The organism is Streptomyces sp. NPDC056347 (assembly GCF_042262625.1).
Taxonomy (GTDB): Bacteria; Actinomycetota; Actinomycetes; order Streptomycetales; family Streptomycetaceae; genus Streptomyces.
Window position 1 is genome coordinate 39,187 of record NZ_JBHJQP010000021.1, and the last position, 19,632, is coordinate 58,818.

Consider the following 19,632-nt stretch of genomic DNA (forward strand, 5'->3'; position numbering starts at 1 on the left):
GCTGGCGGGCTACGGTCGGGCGGCGGTGGCCTGGCCGAGGACGTAGCAGCGCAGGTCGGCGTCCGCGGGCAGGGCCGGCGCGTCGTCGCCGAGCAGCGCGGCCCCGGCCGCGACGGTGAAGGTGCGGGTGACCGCGTCGGAGCCCTTCTTGCAGCGTGGCGCCTGGAAGAGCAGGTACCTGGCGGTGGCGAAGTCCTCGGGGGTGATCTGGGGGTCGGCGAGGATCTCCATCGCGGCGACGAACAGCATGTCGGCGTCGGTGGGGTGGGGGGTGGCGGTGTAGATGGGGTTGCCGCCGGTTTCCATGCGGGAGGCGTCGAGGCCCCGGCGGGCGATCCGGGTTGCGAGTTCGGTGCCGATCTGTCGGGCGGTGGCGCCGCGGATGATGCGGTTGCCGGCCACCCGGCGTCCGTCTGGGAGGCGGATCCAGTTCTGGAGGACGTCCCCGGTGACGCTCTCGGCGGTGAACCGTTCGGTGGCGGCTTGGCCGTAGACGGCCATGGCGTCGTAGGCGGGGGTGGCGGTGCCGCCCTGGTAGGTGCGGGAATCCTCGTGCCACACTGCGCCGTCGCGCAGTCGGCCCACGGGTCCGAGCCGGTCGTAGTTGGTGGTGTCCGCGGTGATCGGGGTGCGGAACCGCTCGGCGCTGTAGGTGATGCCGGTGCCGAGCCGGTCGCCGGCGCGGAGCGCGGTCTCGTACCGCCAGGTGGTGACGTCCTGGTGGGCGAGGTGCAGGGCGGCCGTGCGCCTGGCAAGGGTGTCCGTGGCGGCGAGCATCTTCGTGAGGGTGTCCCGGACAGTGCTGGCGGCTGCGGCCTGGTCGGCGGCGAAGGTCCTGATGCGGGCCTGCTTGGCGGGGTCGGCTGTGCGGAGGGCCAGCGGGGAGGTGGGGAAGTGCTCGGTGGTGATGCTCGCCGTCACGGGGAATCTCCTTCGGTCAGTCGGTGGGTGTCCGGTAGCGCTTGGTCTGCTTCAGGACCTGGTTGCGTTTGATGCCGAGGGCGTCGGCGATGTCCTGCTGCGCGCCGTGGTAGCGCTTTTGCAGGGCGTCGATTGCCATCCAGAAGTCGGTCTCGACTCGGTCGTGGCCGTCCTCGCGGCGTTTCTTGGCCTGGGCTACCAGTTCGTGGAGCTCTTCGCGGGCCTGGTCGTCGGGGCGTGGGGTCATGGCTGCTCCAGTGGGATCTGAGGGAAGATGTGTCTGCCCTCTGCTCCTGCTTGGAGCGGGTTGGGAGGCCCGGGGCGGCCGGTGAAGTTTGGCGACTGTGGCGGCCGCCCCGGGGCGACGTCAGTGGCGGCGGTGCTTGCCGGAGACGGTGTTCACACGCTCACGCAGTTGGCTCGTGCCGCGCGTGGTGACGTCACCGGCGACGGTGCTGACGTCGATCGAGCCGTAGGCGGCCGGGGTCGCGCTGACTCGGACGTCGCCGTCGACGGTGTTCGCGCGGAACTCGGCGGCGAGGGGGCCCTCGTCGTCGCCCGTGCTCACCATGACGGCCGCGTTCTTCAGCGTCGGGTCAATGGTGACGGTGACCGTGCCGATGTGGCTGGCGGTGTCGGTCCACATGGCGCCGGCGGCGGTGGCGGTGAAGGTCTGGGAGGTGCTCAAGGTGACTCCTTGGTCGGAGAGGCGGGGCCCGGTGACCCCCGCACATCCATAATGCATCTTCGAACGATGCATTTCTAAAGTTTGGCATCTTCCAAGGATGCTTTTTCTGTTGGTGCAGGTCAGCGCCCACGGCCGCGGCCCGCCGCGGCCGGTGAGCCGGGGCGGCACGGAGGAACGCCGCGCGACGCGCGGGTGATCAGCGGTTCGCGGCCTGCGCCACGTCAGGGGTGTTGAGTCCGGCACCGAGGAGCAGGCCGCGGATCGACTGCTCGTAGTCGCCGTTGCGGATCCGGTCGTGCATGAGCTGGCCTGCGACCAAGCAGCGGGCCCGCAGCCGGATCAGGGCAGCGGCGTGCGGGTCGGCGCCGGCCTCGGTCGCGGCCTGCGCGGCAGCGTCCCCGGCAGGCTGGTTTGCTGCCTGGAGAGCGGCTTCGCGCCGGGAGTACTGCGCCCGGCAGAACGCCCAGCCCGTCAGGGCCCGGGTGCGGTCCACCCGCTTCTCCCACGCCTTGTACGCACGGAGCGTGCTCTCGGGGTCGGCGGCCCACTCGGTGGCCCACTGCCGGGCGAGGTCGGGCAGCTGCGCAAGGACCGCCAGGACCTGCACGCCGCGGTGCCCGAACGCGCGCCAGGAGTCCGTCTCCTCCACAACGCGGATCTGCTGGGACATCAGCCAGTACGGGTAGTTGATGCCACCCCAGTTACCGGTCTCACCGAGCGGCTCGACGACGAACAGCCGCACCGGCCAGCCGTCCTCGATGCGCTCAAGGATCTCGCCGGGCCGGGTGTACATGTGGAAGTAGCCGAAGGGCCGGTCGGTGTACCACCGCTCGCCGGGGCTGGGGTGGTCGACGGTCTCACCGATGCGGTCGGCGAGGTTGACGGTCGGGATCGTCTCGCCCAGGCCTCTGTAGTAGCGGGCGAGGTAGTTGTCGGTGGGCGGGACGGTGCCGTCGGGCCGGGTCGCCATGTAGTGGACGACGGGCCGGGCGCTGTGTGCCATGGGAATTCCTCCAGGTCGGGTCAGGACGTGCGGGTTGATCGGGTCAGCGGCGGGCGGCCCGGCGAAGGTCGGCGAGGCAGTACGCCTCACGCGCGGACCGCGTCCACGTACTGCGCTTCCAGATCGGCGCGGTCCCCGGGGTCGTCGTCCTGGGAGGCGTGCTCGTCGACCTCCTGGTCGACGCCGTCGCCATGGACGGTGCAGACGATGTCCGGGTCGTTGTCCAGGTCACCGGTCAGCGCCCGGAAGAGGCAGCTGATGCTGTAGGCCGGCGCCCACGCCTGCCCGTCGCATCCCGGGTCGAAGGGGCAGGGCAGCAGGACGTCGAAGCCGAAGTCGCCCTCGCCGTCGACGTCCTCGCGCTGCGCGAGGGTGAGGGACTGCTGTCCGAGGCGGATCTCCGCGGCACGGTCCCGGCCGCTCACCAGGTCCGAGTCCGGCCGCCACCGCCACAGCGGCAGGATCTCCGGGCCGAAGAAGCGGCGGGCCAGCCACCGGTCGCCCAGGCCTTCGCTGCCGTCCAGTCCGAGGTCGGCCTCACGCATCTGTGAGAGCCGCTTCAGGAACGGCTCCAGGCGGTACAGGGCATCGGCGAACACGATGGTGTTGAAGCCCTCGGCGGCGAGGCTCTGGTGCGAGTGGACCATGGCCTGGTGCTGGGAGCGGACGACGTCCTCGGGCACGCGCCGGTTGTCCGGCCGCGGTCCCTGCCGCTCCAGGCAAACCGGCAGCGGCGTGGCGACAACGACCGCGACGGTCGGCATCCCGTGCCTCTTGGCGGCCATCACCAGCTCCACCCGCACGCCGTGTTCGACGTTGGTCGCGTCGATGACCGTGTTCAGCTTGCGGGCCATCCGGCGCTCCAGGATCAGCTTGAGGACGTCGGCGGCATCGGCCGTGGCGCCCTGGTCGCCGGGGTCGTCGCTGACGACCTCCCGCAGGGCGTCCAGGGACAGGACCTGCGAGGCGGGCCAGGTGCGCGCGAGCGTGGACTTGCCCGCGCCGGACGCACCGATGAGGATCACGAGGCTGCGCTCGGGCATCGGTGGGTAGCAGATCAGCTCGGTCATGTGACATCTCCTTGCGAGTGAGGGGGCCGGGCAGCCCGGATGGAGCGCTGCCCGGCGGCTTCGCGTCGTCAGCGGACGATCAGGTGGTCGGGGTGGCCGTTGTTCATGTGGTCCACGCACTGCGGGCAGTCCTCACGCGGACCGAGCCCGGCGTGCGCCTGGCGGCTGCCGTACGCGTGGAACCAGCACTGCGTGCACTGCCCTCGGGGCGGGTTCGTGGCCGTGGTGCTCGCCATCAGCGGGTGGTGGACTTGGTGGTGGCGATCAGCGCGGCGACGGTCTCCCAGCCGTGGTGCCAGGCGGAGTCCAGGTGGAACGCCCCGTTGATGCCGAAGTCGGCGAGCTTGCAGAAGCCGCCCTTGCCGGTCTTGGTGGCGATCTTCTCCAGCAGGCCCTTGCCCGGAACCCTGCGGTCCGCGGCGTAGTGCGTTCCGAAGGAGAGGGCGAGCGCGGCCGCGGCGGCGGCCGCGTGGACCCGGATGCCGAGCGCGCGGGCGCCGGCCCCGGCCACGATCGCCTGCGTGGCCGTATAGGTCAGGCAGTGGTGGAGGCAGGCGGCACGGCCGCCGGCCGTGCCGTGGGTCGTCTTCTTCTCGGTGACCGGGTCGACGTAGGTGACCGGGTGGTCGTCGGAGGCCCCCTTCACGCGGGCGCAGAAGTCGTCCTGAATCCAAAAATCTCCGATGACGCTGGCGGCGCGGGTCAGTCCGAGCAGGGCGGCGAAGACGGCGGGGCGATGCGTCATGCTGGGTTTCTCCTGATCTCGATGGGTGAGGGAGCGGGTGGCCGGCCCTTGCCGACGCGCGGCCACTCGAGGTCCGGCCCCGGCCACACCGGCCGGGGTCTGGTCGTTCAGAGCGGATTGGTCAGGCGGCGAGCCGGTGGGTCACCGGCGCCGTGGACGCGGCGTAGGTGTCGGGGCTGGGCTCGTAGCCCCGGGCGCAGGGGTCACAGCAGCCCTGGGTGCGCAGCGGGAGGCAGAAGTAGTACCGGCGCAGGCACTGCGGGCACGTGGACCTCGCGGCCATCGCCCGGTCCAGCGCCCATTCCTGCGCCAGCGTCGGCACGCGCTTGGGCCGGGCGTTCTTTACGTCGTAAAGCCAGGCCCGGGTGGGGTGGTTGCACGACTGGTCGGGCCGGTAGGCGCAGTATGTGCAGCGCAGGACCGCGACGGGGCCGTGCCCGCCGGGGCTCAGGCCCCGCTCGCGCAGCTGGCGTCGGGTGACCAGGCCCTCGGGACAGGAGCGCCGGTCGAACTCCTCCAGCGTCGCGGTGCTGCGCGGCACCTTCTTGAGCTCGCGGCGGCGCCCCTTCTTCCGGGGGCGGGGCATCACCGGCTCCAGGTGCCGGGAAGCCGGCGCTGGGGCGCGGGGTAGCGGGGTCCGGGGCGCTGCGGGCGGGGGCGGCCGATGCGGCGGCGCGGGCGGGGGATGAGCACGGGTTGTCCTCCAACAGGGTTGATGGCGGGCAGTGCTGCGGCCCGGCCGGCTCCGGAACGGCCGGGCCGGACGTCAGCCGGGCGCTTCAGCCGCAGTCAGTACCGCGGGCGGTGGTGGCGCGGGCGGTGGTGGCGAGCAGCTCGGCCAGGTCGTGGCCGCGGTCGACGGCGACGGCCAGGCGCTCGACGAGGTCTTCTGGGAAGTCGTGGGTGCGGGCGCCGGTCAGGAGGCCCTGCAGGTAGGCGACGTCGTGCAGGACGCGGCCGCGGGTGTCCAGGACGCAGGGCTGCACGTAGAGGGGGTGCGGTTCTTCGTGGTGGCGAGCGCCGCGTGCTCGGCGGCCAGGGCGTTCGCGGCCGCGTCCTGTTCGGTGAGCAGTTCCTCGGTCTGGGCGTCGTCGTAGATGCGGCGCCAGCCGAGGCGGGCGGCGATGGCGTCCGTGAGCGGGCGGATGGTGAGGGGCACGGTGGCCTCCGGTGAGGGTCTGTCGCCTGGTCCGGGTGATCGGGCGGACACCGCGTGGCCACGGCCGCCAGGAAAGGGCGGGCGTGGGGGCGCGGAGAACGCCGGATCGGTTGGTCTCGACGAGTTGGCGGGCGGGGCATGGGGCCCGCGGTTGTGAGGGCGCGGCCGGGCGGCCTGCCCGGTCCTCGCCGGTCCTGGGTGCGGGAGCGGCGAGGGCCAGGCAGTGCGTCGCGTCCGGCCCCGGGCGGGCGGGTTCGGGCGCGGGGCAGGGGACCCGGAGCGGGTTACATGCCGCGGGCGTCGGCGAGGCCGGCGGCCTGGTCGACCATGCGGAGTGGGATGCGGCCCGTGGCGTGGGCGTCATTGAAGGACGGCACGGAGTCGACGCCGGTGAACTTGCGGCGGATCGCGTCCAGGAGCACGGAGGCGGCGCTGGCTTCCAGGCCGCTGTCGCCGCGTGCCTCGGCCCGGATGGCTCCGAGCATGCAGTGGGCGCCGTCCTCGTGGGTCAGGGCTCCGGTGCACCAGCCGCTGGTGAGCAGCCGGTGGTGGGCGCGTTGCAGGAGGGCGGCGACCGGGGTCGGGTAGGAGTCCGGCGGTGGCTGGGGCGTCGGGGGCAGCGGAACGGTGACGATGTCGTCCAGGTCCAGCAGGTTGGTGGGGATGTGCGCGGTGTTGACCTCGTAGGCGACGGCCGCTTCGTCCAGGCGCGTGGTCATCGCCGCGGTCACGAGGGTGAGGCGTTCCTCAAGGCTCGGTTCCGGCGGCGGCGCGGCCGGGGTGGTCGGGGTGGTCGGGGTGGGGTGGTGTGTGGCGGGGGAGAGCAGGGCGTGAGACATCGGCCCTCCGGGCAGGGGATGCCGAAGGGCGCCGCCGGGGTGTTGTCCGGCGGCGCCCTTCGGTGTGTAGCGGAGGAGTGGGTGTTTGGGTGTCGGCGCACCCGTGTCTCGGGCATCCTCGGATCATCAGGCGCGTGGAAGGGGATGGGGTGGAGTTCGTCTTCGAGTGCGGGTGGTGCGAGGGTGACAACTACTTCGTGGGGAAGCAGGTCGGCTTCTGGGTCGACAAGTGGGAGATTCCGTCGGAGTGGGACTGCCGCTTCTGTGACGGGCTGAACTACACGCCTGATCCGCCGTGGACCGAGGCGTAGTCAGAAGCTGGAGATCAGTCCGGCGACCGCGGCGAGGCTGCTGGTGATGGCTGGGGCCAGGCCGGTCGCGGCGAGGGTGAAGCCGAACAGTGTGCAGGCCAGGGCGGAGGCGAAGCGGACGGAGCCGCCCTTGACCAGGGCGAAGACGATGATGCCCAGCAGTACGGCGGCGGAGATGGACAGGGCCACGGTGGTGGTGCTCCTTCACAAAGAGGGTGGGGTGGGGCCGGCCGTCGCTCGGACGGGCCGGCCCCGGGGGTGGGTGGGGTGATCAGGCGTCGGTGAGGCTCCTGATGGCTTCGAGTGCCTGGCGGGGGGAGGTGACCTGTTCGGAGCGGCGGCCGCGGCCCTTGGGGCTACGCCCGCCGTCCTTCCCGCCGCCGCCTCCGCCGCGCCGACGGGGCTTGCCGTCGCCGTCGTCGTCCTCGTCGGGCTCGGGCCAGAACTCGCCGGGCCTGGGCTCGGGCTCGTTCCAGTCGAACCACAGGCCGCGCTTGGTCAGCTCCGCGATCTCGTGGTCGGTGAGCCGGTTGACCTCGTCGGGGAAAAGCGTGGACAGGTCGGTGTCGAAGTCCGCGTACAGCGACCGCATCAGCACGGCGCGGCCGTTGTCGAGGACGATGACCGCGACGCCGCCCGTGGAGACGCCGTTCTCCGGGTCGGCCTCGCCGCGCATGGCCCGCTCGATCGCGGAGCCCTCGGTGCGGGAGTAGCGGGCCGGGATGGTCGGCACGTCGTAGACGTGCTCCATGGTGCCCTCCGCGGCCTTGCGGGTGGCGCCGGGCGAGCCCATGTTGAAGATGACCGGGCGGCTGTTCTGGCGCAGGTTGTCCTTCATCTCCGTGGAGAACCCGTTGTGCGCGAACGGCGACTGCCCGGCCGGGTTGAAGCCGATGCCGTACTTGAGGCCGGTGACCGTGAGGTCCTCGCCGTCCTTCTGGATGAACTCGCCGAAGTCCGCGTCCTGCGCCGCGGTCATGAACTCGTCGCCGTAGACGTTGAGCTGCCGGTAGGGGCAGCGCGGGTCACCCGGTTTGTAGTCGTGCGGCTGGCCGTCGTGCGGCCAGGGCATCTCCGCCCTGATCTCGCACAGGGCTTTCGCCGCCCGCAGCGAGCGGGCCATCCACAACGCGGTCGAGCCCTGCCGGTCGATGTACCGGCCGAGCACGCTGGTCTTCTCGTCCTTGCGGACGGTGCCCAGCCACACGACCTCGCCGTCCAGAGACTGGGCGGCCATGTGGATCGCGAAGAACTGCGTCTTACCGGACCGGGACACCCCGAGGGTGAGGCCATGGGCCGGGGCATTCTTGTCGTGCTGATACACCATCGTCTTCACCGGCTGGCCGGTGATGGTGTACCCGCACACGTACATGCCCTTGACGTCCGGGGTGAGCAGCTCGCGGGTCGCCCGGAAGATCTGCGACAGCGGCGGCTCGTCGAACGCGCTGATGAGGAACTCAGCCCCGTCGACGAGGACGAACACGCAGGAGTCGTCCTCGGGCAGCCCGAGCGCGCGGCAGACCTTGGCCAGGTCGATGCGCGGGGTCTCGGTGGAGTCGGCCATCTTCGCCCGGTAGAAGGTAACCCCGCGTACGGCGTCGCGGGTCTTGTGGACCAGCTCGGAGCCGGGGGCACCGCCCTTGGGTCCGCCGACCCGGTCCGTCCAGCGCTCCTGCGCGGTCGGCTTGGTGCGGCGGCGCTGGTTGGCGTCGGGGGTGATGCGGGCCTCCATCCAGCCGGGGCCGCCCTGACGGCCGGCCTGGACGGCGACCTCCGCCAGGACCACGTCGCCGGAATGCACGCCGAACGGTGCGGCGACCGCAACCTTGGACAGACCGGTGATCGGCCGTCCGGTCTCCGAGGCGCGCAGCAGGATCGTCATGTCGTGCTGCATGCCGGGGTGCCGGGTGGCCTTGACGATGTGCGTGCGGCCGGGCATCCCGGCCTGCTCCCACAGCACCCGGGCGTCGCGGGTGAGCGGGTCGGCTCCATCGTCCGGCTGTGCCACCGACGCCTCGGGGGTCTCGGCGAGGGCCGGCCGTCGTGGGGCCGGGGCGGCGAGGGCGGGGCGGTGGCGGCGGCGGGTGTGCTGGGTGAACGGCATCACCAGGAGGCCGGCCGCCGCCCATCCGGCGGCGAGCAGCCCGTCCATCCAGTACGGGCCGAAGCCGGCGGTGTGCTTAGCGGTGACGTCGACGGCGGCGGCCAGAACCAGCGGGGACCAGCGCAGGATCTTGCGCCCGGCGCCGAGCTCGCCGGACTTGTAGGCGAGGAACCAGCCGCCGAGCCCGGCCACGCCGGCGAGCTGCACGACCTGGTTGACGGGGCTGTCGGGAAACACGTTGGGAGCCACGGCCAGCACGGGCGCAGCAAGGGTGTAGGCGAGGCTTTCGAGCGCGACACTGCGCGGTACGGCCACCGGCTTCTCCTTCGGTGAATGGGCACGGGCGGCCCCGCGGTGTGCGGGGCCGCCCGTAGCGAGGTGGGTGGGGGAGAGGAGGGGGTCAGCCGTTGAAGAACCCGGGCTTGGGTGTCTTCTCGGGCCGGTTGGAGCGGATGTCGTCCAGCGCGCCGTAGAGCCTGGCGTGGGTGCGCCGGGTCTCGTGGGTGAGGTCGGCGGTCTCCTGAGCGGTCTCGTTCAGCTTCTTGACCTGCACTCCGGCCAGGTCGAGGGCGACCCCGACCTGGCTGGTCAGTTCCACGAACTTCGGGTCGAGGTCGGCGTTCCCGACGTCGCGAGCCGTGTCCTCGGCGCGCTTGGCGTTCCTGCGGACGCTGTTCATGAGCTCCTCGAGGCCGAGCCCTGCGTTGTCGAGCGCGCGTCCGAGGCTGTTGAGCTTGGCCTGGACGGCCTTGTAGCGGTGGTCGCCGTCGCTCACGGCGGGCGCCGCGGCCTTGGGGCGGCGTGCGATTTCGCTGCTCATCGGCGGGTTCCCTTTCTGTTTTCTAGTCGTGGTGGGCGGCGGCGGACACGTGCTTCAGGCCTGCGTCTTCCTTGGCGGCCATGTCCTGGCCGTACACGCGGGCGACCTCCGTGGCCGCGAGTTTGGCGGCCTCCAGGGCCAGTCCGCACTCGGTCGCGCACCGCTCCGCCTGCTGCTTCATGCGGGCCGCGGAGTCGGCCAGGTCCGAAATGAGTTCGGTGACCTGGGTGCTGACGTTGTGGTCGCCGACCAGGTCGGTGGCCATGTCCCGCAGGGCGTCGGCGGCCTGGTCGAGGGCCTCCGCGAGGGCCTCGGCCCGCTCCTGGTCGGAGGCGGCCCGGATCGCGATGTTCGCCATCGTCATCAGGTACTCGTCGAACGTGATGTCGGTACGGTGCTGGGCACCGAGGCCTCTGGCCCCGCGGGACGGCTTGCTGACTCCCGAACCGCTTCTCGAGCCGCTCACGCTGCTCCCTTCTGTGCTGGTCGGCCGGCTGGTGCCGGGCCTGGCGGTGTGGGGTTCCGGCGCGGGCGGCAGGCCCTTCACGCCGGTGGTCACGGCCGCGCGGTCAGGGACGATGTCCGCGTCGACGATGTCGCCCTCGCCGCTGCCCTTGGTGCCGGTGCGCGGCGGGCGGGCGGGGTGGTCGGGCCACTCCACGGTCGGGGTGGAGTGGCCCGTGCCGAACGGGCCGTCCGTCGTGCGACCGCGTCCCGTCCGGCCGGTGCGGCCCGTACGGGTGCGTCCCTTCCGGCCGGTGCGGCGGGTCCGTCCGCGCCGCCCGGCCGGGCCCTTGCCACCGGTGCGTCGACGCCGGGTCCGCCGCTGCTTCTTCGTGGTGCCGGACGCCCCGTCACCGGCCGTGGAGTCCTTGCCCGGCGTATCGCCCGCCGTGCCGTCCTTCCCTGCGCCGGAGGCCCCGCCGGGGGCCTTCTTGCCGGCCTTGGTGACCTTGCCGCCGGTGCCCTTGCCGGTCTCGGTGTCCTTGCCCTTGTCCTTGGTCAGGTCCACCTTCTCGGCGGCGGCCTCCTTCGCGTCCTTGGCCTCCTTCGCGTCCTTGGCCTCCTTCGCGTCCTTGGCCTCCTTCGCGTCCTTGGCCTCCTTCGCCTCCTTGGCCTCCTTCGCCTCCTTCGCCTCCTTGGCCGCGGCTTCCCGTTTTTCCTTCCGGGCCTTTGCCCGCTCCGCCTTCTTGGCCCGGCGGTCCTCCCACACCTTCTGGCGCTGGGCACGGGCCTGGTCGCGGTCCTTGGACCGGTCGGCGACGTCGGCGGCGCGGTCGGCGTTGCGCCGTTCCTGACGGCCGCGGGCCCGCTCGGTACGGGGGCTGGACGCCTGGCCGGCGCCCCCCCGGGAATTACTGCCCCGGCCGGAGCTGCCAGAGCCCGTCTGGGAGCCTTTCGAACCCCCGGACTGGCTGCCGCGCCCGGACCCGGGTGTACGGCCGCCAGGGCCCTGCTGGGGGCCCTTAGTGCCGCCCTTGCCGCCTCCGCCGACCGGCCCGTTCCCCGAACGGCTGCCGGGAACGGCGGAGTTGGAGCCGCGTGGCGCGCCGGGCCGGTTCGGCCCGGCGCCGGAGTGGTTGCGGGACGGTCCGCCGCCGCCTGGGCCGCGGGCCTTCGAATGGCCCTTGTCCGCCCCCAGGCCGGAGGCGGACGGCTTCGCGCGGGCATCCGCCTTTCCGTGCGCCGCCGCCTTGTCGCCTTTCGCTTTCATCATCGCGGCATGGAGCTTTCCGTTCTGCTCCATCATCGCGACTTCCTGCGCGGTGCGCCCCTCCAGCAGCGCCACCTTCCGCGCTATTTCAGCCTCACGGAAAGGCGCTTCGCTTTCGTGATTGGCCCGCGCTTTTTCCAGGCGGAATTCCAGCCAGTCGCCGATACGGTCGGCGAGAGAACGGGACTGCCCGTATTCGCCTTCCTCATATTCGCTTTCTTCGTCACTGGTTTCCGGTGCGGTAATTCCTTCGGAACGCAGCGCCGTGGACGGGTCCGGTGCGGCCGGGATCGCCGGGAGTTCCATGGTCGTCTCCTCCGGGGTTTCCGGGGGAGCTGCCGGAGGGTCTTCCGGCGGTGGAATGGTGTCGATGAAATCGGGGATCGGCGGCAGCGTGTAGGTGGAATCGCCGCTCCAGGGGCCGCGGACCAGGGTTCCGCCGGCGGTGTCGTCGGGGTCGTCGGGCACGGGCACCTCCCTCCAGGGGACTTGACAGACAGTGGGGTCTCGTGTGCACGCGCGTGCACGTGCACGTGTGCACGCTTTACACGCGCGAGGCCCCGCCGGAGCCCGGCGGGGCCTTCGTGGGTGACACTCAGTTACGCGGGCCGTGCTGCTTCAGGACGGTGTCCGCGTACTGCATGAGGTGGTCGAACAGCCGCGGGTCGCCCGCCTGCCGCTTCTCCAGGACCAGCTTGAAGAGGCGGCAGACCAGCGTGAACGCGGTGATGACGTCGCCGCGTCCGGCTTTGACTTCCCTCGTGATTTCGGACCGAGTAACGCGGAGCCAGAATTCCATCCGGCCGATTTCCCCGCGACTTTCGATCGCCCTGCGCTCTTCGTCCTGCAGCCAGCCGTTCCGCCCTTGAATGGAACGTTCGGCGCTGCTGAGGGGGCGCGTCACGCCGACTCCCTCCTACCGAGGTCGTAAATCGACGTGGGGCCACCATACCCGGAATTCTGGTCCCGCGCATCATGCTGGGGCGGACTGGGTGCGACCTGGAGAGACGGCGGGTTCTTTTTCTGCTTCCTCTCCAGCTCTTTTTCCTTTCTGCCCTTGGCCGTATTCACCACGGTCTCATCGTGGGCGCGGCGTTTATAGGCGCTCTTTTCCAGGCCGTCGGTGAGGTTGTTCAGGTTCTTGAGGACCTGCCCGAGGGCCTTTTCCACGGGCATCGCCCGCAGCCTGGCGTGGTACCAGCGGTCGCCCTCCACGTGCGTCTTGCGCAGGTGCACCCGGGTCTCGAGCGCGAGGGTCTCCAGGCTGTTGCCGATGTCCAGCAGGACCCGCTGGACATCGGCCAGGTACCGGGCGGTTGCCTCCGGGTTCTGCGCGACATCGCGCAGGGGCGGGTGGTTCGGGTCGTTTTCGCTGCTCACGGGGTTTCCTCCTGGTGTGCTGGTGAGGCTTTCGACGTGCTTCCGGCAGTCGCGGCGAGGGCCAGCCCGAATTCCGCGGGCTGGCCCTCACTGATGTGTGCCGGATCTGTACGAACTTTCTGGTCAGCGCCGCTTGCGGGGGAGCAGGCGGGGGTGGCACCACCAGCAGGCCGGGCCGTGGTCCCGCGTTGTGCGGGCGTGGGCCAGGGCGAACGGGGTGGCCAGGAGCACGGCCAGGGTGATCAGGACGAGGGACAGGCCGATCACGTATTCCAGGACGCTCATCGCGTTCCTCTCTCTGGTGCGGTCAGGTCAGGTACTTGTCCGCGTCCTCGGGGCGGAGCAGGCCGGCGTCCTTCAGCAGCCGGACCGCGCGGGACTGGTTGACGGACAGTCCGATACGGACACGACTGATGTTGACGAAGCCGTCGTCCTCGCGCGGCAGCGTCTGTACACGCGGCAGCAGCTCGGCGTCCGTACGGGGGCGAGTGGCTGTACCGGTACGCCCGGCGGCTGCCGGGCCTGTACGCGGACCGGCGTCCGTCGTACTGGTACGGGCCGTCGGAATCTCGTCGGCCGGGGCTGTGCGGGCGGTGACCGTACTAGGACGCGCACTGCCCTCGTACGCGGCGGCGCTGGTACGGGAGTGGCTCTCCGTACCGGTTCGCGCCGCCCCGCAGGACGGGGCCTGTACGCCGCTTGTACGGTCGCTGTACGCGCTGGTCAGAGCCCCATTCTCCCCTGCCGGGGCGGGGCTTCCCGGGGTGCCGTGTACAGGCTCTGTACCAGTCGCGTCATGGCCTGTACGGATGGACGTCCGGGCTTCGGCTGTGCCGTCCAGATCCGTACCGGACGGGCCCGTACGGGCGGTCTGCGTACCAGTCCGTCCGTCCTGACGGGCGTCCGCACCGGCACGGTCTCCTCCCTGTACCGGTGCGTCCGTACCACCGTGCTGTCCGTCCGTACCGTCGCCGTGCATGAGCGAGTGGACGCGCCAGATGACGGCCACGAAGATCAGGACGACGAACGTCGTCAGCTGCCACGGTGCCGCGTGTCCCTCCTGGACGATCCCGGCCTGTTCGGACAGGTGGTACGTCACGTTCGCCGACGCCATGAGCAGCAGCGCGTAGGGGATGTCCTGCTTGGCCCGGAAGGCGGTGACGCAGTAGACGTCGATGCTGACGGGCAGGAGCGGGGCGACGTACGGGTTGATACCGACCATGCGGGCCAGGTCGTACTCGCCGGAGGCGGCGAGGCCGACACCGGCGGCGAGCGCGATCCAGGGGGCCGTCTTCCACGCCTTACGGCTGAGGCTGTGGTGCCAGCCCCGCCAGCGGGAGGTGGCCTTCTTCGCCTCGCGGGCCTCGTCCAGGAGACGGTGGGCCCGGGCCTCGTCGGCCTTCGCCCGTTCGGTGACGGCCCTGGCCTTGCGCTGTGCCTCCGTCGTGATGCGGTCGGCCTCCTTCCGCGCGGCCTCCCGCAGCTGCGCGGCAACGCTCTTGGCCTCCTCCCGCAGCCGCTCGCGCTGCTTCTCGCACGCTTCTTTCAGCGTGGCGAGCTCGTCGGCCAGGGCCTTGCGGCTGGCGGCCGCCTCCGTGTCGAACCGGTCGGTGAGCTCGCGCAGCTGCCCGCGGAGCTCGGCACGGGTCTGTTCCGCCTCGGTGTGCGCCGCGGCAACGTGCGCGTCGGACTCCCTGCGGCGCTCGGCAGCGGCCTTGACCGCGTCCGCGTACAGCGCCTCGGCCTCCGCGCGCCGGCCGTCGTACTGCTCGCCCGCCGTCCTCGCCAGCTGCGCGAACCGTTCACGGGCCTGCTCGACCTCGCGCTGCGCCGTGGCCACGAGAGCGTCGGCCTGCTCCTGGGCCCGCGCGAGGATCCCCTCGGCCTCGGTACGGCGGTCCGCGACAAGGGTGTTGATCCCCTCGAGGTCGGTCTCGGCCAGGTTCCGCAGCTCGGCGACCGCCTTGCTGGTCGTCTCCCGGGCATCGGCCAGAGCCCGTTCGGCGTCGGCACGGATGTCATCGGCGGCCTTCTGGGCTCCGGCCCGCGTCCGCGCGGCCTCGACATCCGCGCTCTCCCGCGTCTGGCCGGCCTCGCCACGTGCCCGCTCCAGCAGGTGTTCCGCCTCGGTGCTGGCGCGGGTACGGGTCTGCGCCGCGGTGCGCTCCGCCGCCGAGAGGAGCTCGGTGCGCGCGGCCTCCGCGCCGGCAAGGACCTTCGCGGCGGCCTTCGCGGCCTTTGCCTGGACCTCGTCGGACCGTGCGGCCGCCGTCGCCGTGACGGTGTCGGCCTCGCCACGCGCGTCGGCGAGCAGCTGCTTGGCCTTCGCGTCAGCGTCGGTCAGGACCTGGTCTGCGTCGGCGGCCACGGTGCTCGCGGCCTGCGCACGGACCCGGTCGGCGTCGGTCTGCGCGTCGGCCAGGACACGGGCCTGCTCGGTGGTGGCCGCCTTCGTGATCGAGGCAGCCTCCGAGCGGGCGGCATCCAGGAGTTCGGCGGCCCGGGTCTCGCTGTCGGCGAGGATGCGCGAGGCGTCGTCGGCGGCCTGGTCCCGGAGGTCGGCGGCCCGGTCAGCGGCGTCGGCCAGGACCGGGTCGGCCTCCGGGAAAACCAGCGGGACGGTGATCTCGCCGGCCTCTTCGGGAGCGGCGGGCTGGGCGGGGATGGCGGCCGAAGCCACCGGCGCCTTGGCGCGCCCACCGCTGCGGGGCTTCACTGCCGGGGCGGGCTTCCGCCTGCGCCGGGTGGTGGTGCTGGCCACGGGATGTCCTTTCTTTCCGGCGCCTCGTGCAAGAGGTCACCGCGGGTCGGCGGCGGTCGGTAGGGTCGTAACCAGGCCCTCCGAAGCCCCGGCAGCTCGAATGCCGGGGCCTCGGAGGGCCGTTGTGCTGGTGGGATCGGTACCGGAGGTCAGACGGCCTCCGTCTCCTGGCCGGGCCCGTAGGCGCGGGCGAACGCCGCAGCAGCGGCCAGCAGACCGAACACGTCCTCGACCCTGCGGGCGGGGTGTTCGTCCCAGGCGGTGTAGCTGGCGCGGGGTGCCCCGGTCAGGGCCCGGATGAGGAACTCGAAGATGAAGTCCAGCGCCATGCGGGTATCCCCGCTGAACCGGTTCCCGGGATCGGTCACCTCCGCGTGGATCAGGGCGGCACGGATACCGCGCCCGGCCACGTAGGCGGGATTCCAGCCCGCGGTGCGCAGGGCCTGGGCGGCGGCCTCGGCGTGGGCGGCAATCTGCTCGCCGGTCAGCGGCATGCCGCTGCGGCCCCAGCGCAGCCAGTCGGTGTAGTCCCCGGCCAGGGTCCATGCGGACTCGAGAAGCGAGGCCGGTGTGCTGGCCGGGGTCGTGGCGGCGATCGTCCCGGCGATGAACGTCTCGATGTCACGGACGAACTCGCCGGTGGTGGCCTCCAGGTCACGGTCGCGGTGCAGGCCACGGTTCAGCTCGAACATGGGGCGTTCCTCACGTTGGTGGTGGTCCGGACTGTCCGGCTCCCCTTCACCGCGCGGCGCTCCTCCATCGGTCTGGTGGAGGAGCGCCGCGCGGATCAGGCAGCCTGCAGGCCGGGGTCAGCTGTACTTACGGCCCTCGCGGACGAAGACGGGGTCGATCTCGGTCCAGCCCTTGTCCTGCAGGCCGGCGGTGACCTTCTCCGTAGCCTCGTTCTTGGTCTCGGCCTCGACCGTCTCGTAGTGCGTGCCGGTGGCGATGTCGTTCTTGACCTCGGTGGTGGTCCAGAAGATGCCCATCAGGTGTCCTTTGGTTGGTGGGGTGGTGCGGGGCGTGCCCCGGGCCGGAGTCGATCCGGCACCGTCGCGGCGTGGCCGGGGCTGGGTGCGGGGTGGTCAGGCGGTCTTGGTGCGGCGGGTGGGGAGCCACCGGCGGCGCCTCGCCCCGGGCTCCGCGGCCACCGGGGCGGGCGCGGGCGGCGGGGCGGCGGCCGTAGCGATCGCGGCGAACGCCTGAGAGGTGGCGGCGAACGCCGCGGCACGGTCGTGGCGCCTCTGGTAGATGCCGTCGGAGATGAGGCGGTCGGCTTCCAGCGCGTACTCGACGGCCTTGGCGTAGGCCTCGGGACCGGTCATCGTCCTGCCCTCGGTGGTCATGCGGCGCTCCTTCGGTGGATGCGTGGGTCAGGCGGCGAGGGCGGGGCGGTGCGGGGCGACGACCTGGCCGTCGGGGAGCAGCTCGCCGGTGTCGTCGAAGAGCAGGACGGCGTTGCAGAGCAGGCTCCAGCCCTGCCCGGGGTGGGCGGCCACGACGTGGGCGGCCTCCGCGTCGGGGCTGTCGGCGGTCGGGCAGGGCGGGGTGTGCGTGCACAGGGAGGCTGGCAGCCGGGTGCCGGTCCTCGTGGCGCCGAGCGGGGTGCTACGCATGGGGTCTCCTTCGGGTGGGTCCGGGATGGTCTCCCGGGCCGACGGCGTGCGGAAGGCCGGCCGCCCGTCAGGTGGGCGGCCGGCCGGGTCGGGCGTCAGGGCGTGGGAGGGGGGTTGGCTTTCTGTCCTGCCGTGCGGTCAGCCGTGAAGGATCAGGAGTTGTTGATTCGCTCGGTAGCGATCCGCAGGTTCTCGTCGACGAAGCGCTGGTGGTCCTCCGGCCGGCACTGCTCCCGCTCGCAGGTCACGGCCTCGCGGATGACGTCCGCGACGACCTGCGCCGGTCCTCGGTTGGGCATTTCATTCTTGGAAGCGGCCATGGGGGCTGGTCCTTTCGGTGGGGAGTGATGCGCAGGTGTGTGTCGGTGATGCGGTGGCCTGCGTCCCAGGCCGTGGTGGCGAGTAGGGCGAGCGCGATCGGGTGGGCCAAGCCGCAGAAGGTGATGGCAGCCCGCGGCGCGCTGCGCGGCCCGGGCCATGCGCATGAGGTGCGCTCAGTTCTCAGCCCGCTGTCCGCTTTCGTTGCAGGACGCGCAGTTCACGACTGCCCGCTTCCGTTGCAGGATCGGCACATGACCCAGTTCTGGCGGGTGACGCCGTCGCTGCTGGTGTCCTCGGTCCTGCCACCCTGCCCTCCGCAGGACTGGCACTCCTGGTTGGCCTCGAAGACGATGTCGGTGGTGGTCATGCGGAGGACCGGCTGGCGGGTGTACGGGCCGGGGACCATTTCGGCGTAGGTCCGACGGGCGTGGTGGCCGGCCTTCTGGGCTCGGTCGTCGCCGTGGTCGACGAGGCGCTGGACGAGCCGGTGGAAGGTGTCGGTCTCGTCGCGCTCGAACCCGCGACGGTCATCGTCCTCGGTCATGTCTCCGATGAGCCCGGCGCGCGGCAGGGTGGTGGTCGAGGTCTGGGCGACGCCGGTGCACCGGCAGGATTCGAAGTCGCCGCCGCAGTTCGGGCGGTTGCCCGTGCCGAGGACGGGGATGGTCGCGGCGGTCGCGCACGTCATAATGCTCATGCGGATCTTCTTTCTGTGAGATCAGGTGGTCCGCGCTGGCCCCCGGCACACATGGCGTTGCACCGCCGTGTCGGGGGTCGCTCCGTTTCCGGAGCGGCGCGCGGTGGGGTCCTGTAGCCCCACGCCGACACCAGCCCGGTCGGGCTGGGGACGACGTGCAGAACAGGACGAGCAGGGGTCAGGCCGCGGTCGGAAGGACGGCAAAGTCCTCAGCAGCGAAAGCGAATTCGTCGGTGACGTCGACGCTGTCCGCGTTGTAGACAGCGACGCTCCAGGCAGCGCCGCGGTCCGCGAGCCGCATGACGATCTCGCCGAGCCGGTCCACGGCCGTACGCTTCAGCCCTCGGCGAGTGACCGGCCCGGTCTCCAGGGTGTAGGTGAGCGTGTACCGCTGCCGGGTCGCCTCCAGCCGGTCGGCCGTCACGGCGGCAGCGATCCGGCCGGGCTGACGAACCTCGCGGGTGACGGCCAGGTCCAGGCCGCGGCGGCCGCCGCGGACCAGATCATCGGTAGACCGGTCGCCGGGCCCGTACCGCAGAGCAAGCTCCTCGCACGCCGGGCGGGCCGGGCACCCGGAGCAGAAGCCCTGGGCACCCGCCTGCTGCGCCGCCCAAACCGATGGCGGCGCGCCGAGGTTGCGGTCGAAGAGGTCGCGGTATCGGTCCTGGCCGCAGCGGCCGTTTTCGGCGACGGCGGCCTGGAGCACGGGGCGGCGGGCGAGCCGGGCGGCGGTGGGGGAGAGCCGGTTGAGCGTCATGACGATTCCTCCGGGTGGGCTGGTGTGCGGGCAGCGTGATGAACCCCCATGCCGAGAGGCATGGGGGTTCGAGTTGAACTGTTTGATTGAGCAGGTGGCCGGGGCCGTGGTCGTTCGTGCGGGCCGGGTCAGGCAGCGCCGGCCGGAAGGCTGCGGGGTACGAAGTCCTTCGCCCTCTGGAAGATCGGCAGGGGAAGGCCGTGCCGGACCCGGAGCTCCTCGACCTCCGCGTCGCTGAGGCCGTACCGCGAAGCACCGTTCACGTAGGTCGACAGGGCCTCGTAGTGGTCATCCGGGAGGATGCTGCCGTTCTGCGCGATGACGTTGGCGAACTGCGGAAGCACGAGGTTGAGGAAGTGGAGGGCGTAGTCCCTGTCCTCCGCCCGTGGCTCGGCCGTGCTGGTCTCGCCCGCGTCCGGCTGCTCCTGGGCCGCCCGAAGGCGGGCTTCCAGCTCGGCCACCTTCTTCTCCGCACGGCTCGCCCGGGAGTCAGCGACCTCGTACGCGGCCAGCGCCGCCTTCCGGGCGAGGCGAGCCTCATTCAGTTCGCTGGTCAGGCGCTGCACCTCGCCGTCCTTCGCCTCGGCGCTCACGGCCTGCGCGGCGATCTCTTTCTCGGCGCGGGCGAGCTTGTCGCGCAATGCGTCGGCGGTGGCGCGTCGTACAAACGGCAGCTTCATGGGCTGTCCCTTCACATTGGAGGTCAACTCGGCTGGTCGTACGAGC

General features: G+C 71.7%; 27 protein-coding genes. 1 reads left to right on the forward strand and 26 read right to left on the reverse strand.

From position 1 onward, the window contains the following. Positions 1-9 precede the first annotated feature (9 nt). The 10 genes from ACFCV8_RS08060 to ACFCV8_RS08105 all read right to left on the reverse strand — a co-directional run bounded on the left by ACFCV8_RS08060 (position 10) and on the right by ACFCV8_RS08105 (position 6,425). A complete protein-coding gene (locus tag ACFCV8_RS08060; RefSeq protein ID WP_376684436.1) occupies positions 10-921 on the reverse strand; it encodes a hypothetical protein in 912 nt (303 codons plus the stop codon). A 16-nt stretch (positions 922-937) separates the two neighbouring features. Beyond that, positions 938-1,168, reverse strand: coding sequence for a hypothetical protein (locus tag ACFCV8_RS08065; RefSeq protein WP_376684437.1), 231 nt, complete (start codon positions 1,166-1,168; stop codon positions 938-940). Positions 1,169-1,288: 120 nt separating this feature from the next. After that, positions 1,289-1,609: a hypothetical protein gene (locus ACFCV8_RS08070; RefSeq protein WP_376684438.1), complete on the reverse strand. Its 321-nt coding sequence runs from the start codon at positions 1,607-1,609 to the stop codon at positions 1,289-1,291. 196 nt (positions 1,610-1,805) lie between these two features. Then, positions 1,806-2,612, reverse strand: coding sequence for a hypothetical protein (locus ACFCV8_RS08075; protein WP_376684439.1), 807 nt, complete (start codon positions 2,610-2,612; stop codon positions 1,806-1,808). 86 nt (positions 2,613-2,698) lie between these two features. Further along, positions 2,699-3,682: an AAA family ATPase gene (locus ACFCV8_RS08080; protein WP_376684440.1), complete on the reverse strand. Its 984-nt coding sequence runs from the start codon at positions 3,680-3,682 to the stop codon at positions 2,699-2,701. A gap of 68 nt (positions 3,683-3,750) precedes the next feature. Next, entirely contained in the window at positions 3,751-3,918 is a 168-nt protein-coding gene (locus tag ACFCV8_RS08085) for a pRL2-8 (protein WP_376684441.1), read from the reverse strand. After that, on the reverse strand, positions 3,918-4,427 hold the full coding sequence (locus tag ACFCV8_RS08090; protein ID WP_376684442.1) for a hypothetical protein: 510 nt from the start codon (positions 4,425-4,427) through the stop codon (positions 3,918-3,920). The genes ACFCV8_RS08085 and ACFCV8_RS08090 overlap by 1 nt, the downstream gene beginning before the upstream one ends. Before the next feature lie 121 nt (positions 4,428-4,548). Beyond that, complete coding sequence (locus ACFCV8_RS08095) at positions 4,549-5,013, reverse strand: RRQRL motif-containing zinc-binding protein (RefSeq protein WP_376684443.1); 465 nt, start codon at positions 5,011-5,013, stop codon at positions 4,549-4,551. Positions 5,014-5,206: 193 nt separating this feature from the next. Then, complete coding sequence (locus ACFCV8_RS08100) at positions 5,207-5,413, reverse strand: hypothetical protein (RefSeq protein ID WP_376684444.1); 207 nt, start codon at positions 5,411-5,413, stop codon at positions 5,207-5,209. Positions 5,414-5,870: 457 nt separating this feature from the next. Beyond that, a complete protein-coding gene (locus ACFCV8_RS08105; protein WP_376684445.1) occupies positions 5,871-6,425 on the reverse strand; it encodes a hypothetical protein in 555 nt (184 codons plus the stop codon). A gap of 134 nt (positions 6,426-6,559) precedes the next feature. Here ACFCV8_RS08105 and ACFCV8_RS08110 point away from each other — a divergent pair, with 134 nt between their 5' ends. Beyond that, positions 6,560-6,736: a hypothetical protein gene (locus tag ACFCV8_RS08110; RefSeq protein ID WP_376684446.1), complete on the forward strand. Its 177-nt coding sequence runs from the start codon at positions 6,560-6,562 to the stop codon at positions 6,734-6,736. Here ACFCV8_RS08110 and ACFCV8_RS08115 read toward each other — a convergent pair whose 3' ends face one another. From ACFCV8_RS08115 to ACFCV8_RS08190, 16 genes are all read right to left on the reverse strand, one after another. Next, a complete protein-coding gene (locus ACFCV8_RS08115; protein WP_376684447.1) occupies positions 6,737-6,925 on the reverse strand; it encodes a hypothetical protein in 189 nt (62 codons plus the stop codon). 82 nt (positions 6,926-7,007) lie between these two features. Continuing rightward, positions 7,008-9,155 (reverse strand): chromosome segregation protein ParM, encoded by a 2,148-nt coding sequence (locus ACFCV8_RS08120; protein WP_376684448.1) that lies wholly within the window; start codon positions 9,153-9,155, stop codon positions 7,008-7,010. Positions 9,156-9,240: 85 nt separating this feature from the next. Next, positions 9,241-9,660: a conjugal transfer protein TraB gene (locus tag ACFCV8_RS08125; RefSeq protein ID WP_376684449.1), complete on the reverse strand. Its 420-nt coding sequence runs from the start codon at positions 9,658-9,660 to the stop codon at positions 9,241-9,243. Between the two features lie 22 nt (positions 9,661-9,682). Beyond that, a complete protein-coding gene (locus ACFCV8_RS08130) occupies positions 9,683-11,410 on the reverse strand; it encodes an ATP/GTP-binding protein (RefSeq protein ID WP_376684461.1) in 1,728 nt (575 codons plus the stop codon). Positions 11,411-11,969: 559 nt separating this feature from the next. Then, entirely contained in the window at positions 11,970-12,278 is a 309-nt protein-coding gene (locus ACFCV8_RS08135; RefSeq protein WP_376684450.1) for a hypothetical protein, read from the reverse strand. Beyond that, the gene (locus tag ACFCV8_RS08140; RefSeq protein ID WP_376684451.1) at positions 12,275-12,754 is read right to left on the reverse strand and encodes a hypothetical protein; all 480 of its coding nucleotides are present in this window, start codon (positions 12,752-12,754) and stop codon (positions 12,275-12,277) included. Before ACFCV8_RS08140 ends, ACFCV8_RS08135 begins: the two co-directional genes overlap by 4 nt. A 123-nt stretch (positions 12,755-12,877) precedes the next feature. Next, the gene (locus tag ACFCV8_RS08145; RefSeq protein WP_376684452.1) at positions 12,878-13,039 is read right to left on the reverse strand and encodes a hypothetical protein; all 162 of its coding nucleotides are present in this window, start codon (positions 13,037-13,039) and stop codon (positions 12,878-12,880) included. A gap of 22 nt (positions 13,040-13,061) precedes the next feature. Next, positions 13,062-15,515 (reverse strand): hypothetical protein, encoded by a 2,454-nt coding sequence (locus tag ACFCV8_RS08150; protein ID WP_376684453.1) that lies wholly within the window; start codon positions 15,513-15,515, stop codon positions 13,062-13,064. Positions 15,516-15,664: 149 nt separating this feature from the next. Further along, positions 15,665-16,207, reverse strand: coding sequence for a hypothetical protein (locus ACFCV8_RS08155; protein WP_376684454.1), 543 nt, complete (start codon positions 16,205-16,207; stop codon positions 15,665-15,667). Positions 16,208-16,324: 117 nt separating this feature from the next. Continuing rightward, complete coding sequence (locus tag ACFCV8_RS08160) at positions 16,325-16,504, reverse strand: hypothetical protein (protein ID WP_376684455.1); 180 nt, start codon at positions 16,502-16,504, stop codon at positions 16,325-16,327. Between the two features lie 96 nt (positions 16,505-16,600). Beyond that, positions 16,601-16,861 carry a hypothetical protein gene (locus tag ACFCV8_RS08165; RefSeq protein ID WP_376684456.1) on the reverse strand — a complete coding sequence of 87 codons (261 nt, stop codon included), beginning with the start codon at positions 16,859-16,861 and terminating at the stop codon, positions 16,601-16,603. 27 nt (positions 16,862-16,888) lie between these two features. After that, positions 16,889-17,077, reverse strand: coding sequence for a DUF5999 family protein (locus ACFCV8_RS08170; RefSeq protein ID WP_376684462.1), 189 nt, complete (start codon positions 17,075-17,077; stop codon positions 16,889-16,891). A gap of 206 nt (positions 17,078-17,283) precedes the next feature. Next, positions 17,284-17,451 (reverse strand): hypothetical protein, encoded by a 168-nt coding sequence (locus ACFCV8_RS08175; RefSeq protein WP_376684457.1) that lies wholly within the window; start codon positions 17,449-17,451, stop codon positions 17,284-17,286. 218 nt (positions 17,452-17,669) lie between these two features. After that, positions 17,670-18,149: a hypothetical protein gene (locus tag ACFCV8_RS08180; RefSeq protein ID WP_376684458.1), complete on the reverse strand. Its 480-nt coding sequence runs from the start codon at positions 18,147-18,149 to the stop codon at positions 17,670-17,672. 178 nt (positions 18,150-18,327) lie between these two features. Beyond that, on the reverse strand, positions 18,328-18,906 hold the full coding sequence (locus tag ACFCV8_RS08185) for a transcription factor WhiB (protein ID WP_376684459.1): 579 nt from the start codon (positions 18,904-18,906) through the stop codon (positions 18,328-18,330). Between the two features lie 128 nt (positions 18,907-19,034). Next, positions 19,035-19,632 (reverse strand): hypothetical protein (locus ACFCV8_RS08190; protein WP_376684460.1); only part of this gene is annotated, 598 nt, incomplete at its 5' end.

Excerpts from the sequence above, each read along its gene's own strand:
- ACFCV8_RS08065 (WP_376684437.1), bottom strand. The coding sequence starts at position 1,168 with ATGACCCCACGCCCCGACGACCAGGCCCGCGAAGAGCTCCACGAACTG.
- ACFCV8_RS08075 (WP_376684439.1), bottom strand. The coding sequence starts at position 2,612 with ATGGCACACAGCGCCCGGCCCGTCGTCCACTACATGGCGACCCGGCCC.
- ACFCV8_RS08080 (WP_376684440.1), bottom strand. The coding sequence starts at position 3,682 with ATGACCGAGCTGATCTGCTACCCACCGATGCCCGAGCGCAGCCTCGTG.
- ACFCV8_RS08085 (WP_376684441.1), bottom strand. The coding sequence starts at position 3,918 with ATGGCGAGCACCACGGCCACGAACCCGCCCCGAGGGCAGTGCACGCAG.
- ACFCV8_RS08090 (WP_376684442.1), bottom strand. The coding sequence starts at position 4,427 with ATGACGCATCGCCCCGCCGTCTTCGCCGCCCTGCTCGGACTGACCCGC.
- ACFCV8_RS08095 (WP_376684443.1), bottom strand. The coding sequence starts at position 5,013 with ATGCCCCGCCCCCGGAAGAAGGGGCGCCGCCGCGAGCTCAAGAAGGTG.
- ACFCV8_RS08105 (WP_376684445.1), bottom strand. The coding sequence starts at position 6,425 with ATGTCTCACGCCCTGCTCTCCCCCGCCACACACCACCCCACCCCGACC.
- ACFCV8_RS08125 (WP_376684449.1), bottom strand. The coding sequence starts at position 9,660 with ATGAGCAGCGAAATCGCACGCCGCCCCAAGGCCGCGGCGCCCGCCGTG.
- ACFCV8_RS08130 (WP_376684461.1), bottom strand. The coding sequence starts at position 11,410 with ATGATGGAGCAGAACGGAAAGCTCCATGCCGCGATGATGAAAGCGAAA.
- ACFCV8_RS08145 (WP_376684452.1), bottom strand. The coding sequence starts at position 13,039 with ATGAGCGTCCTGGAATACGTGATCGGCCTGTCCCTCGTCCTGATCACC.
- ACFCV8_RS08155 (WP_376684454.1), bottom strand. The coding sequence starts at position 16,207 with ATGTTCGAGCTGAACCGTGGCCTGCACCGCGACCGTGACCTGGAGGCC.
- ACFCV8_RS08160 (WP_376684455.1), bottom strand. The coding sequence starts at position 16,504 with ATGGGCATCTTCTGGACCACCACCGAGGTCAAGAACGACATCGCCACC.
- ACFCV8_RS08165 (WP_376684456.1), bottom strand. The coding sequence starts at position 16,861 with ATGACCACCGAGGGCAGGACGATGACCGGTCCCGAGGCCTACGCCAAG.
- ACFCV8_RS08175 (WP_376684457.1), bottom strand. The coding sequence starts at position 17,451 with ATGGCCGCTTCCAAGAATGAAATGCCCAACCGAGGACCGGCGCAGGTC.
- ACFCV8_RS08180 (WP_376684458.1), bottom strand. The coding sequence starts at position 18,149 with ATGAGCATTATGACGTGCGCGACCGCCGCGACCATCCCCGTCCTCGGC.
- ACFCV8_RS08185 (WP_376684459.1), bottom strand. The coding sequence starts at position 18,906 with ATGACGCTCAACCGGCTCTCCCCCACCGCCGCCCGGCTCGCCCGCCGC.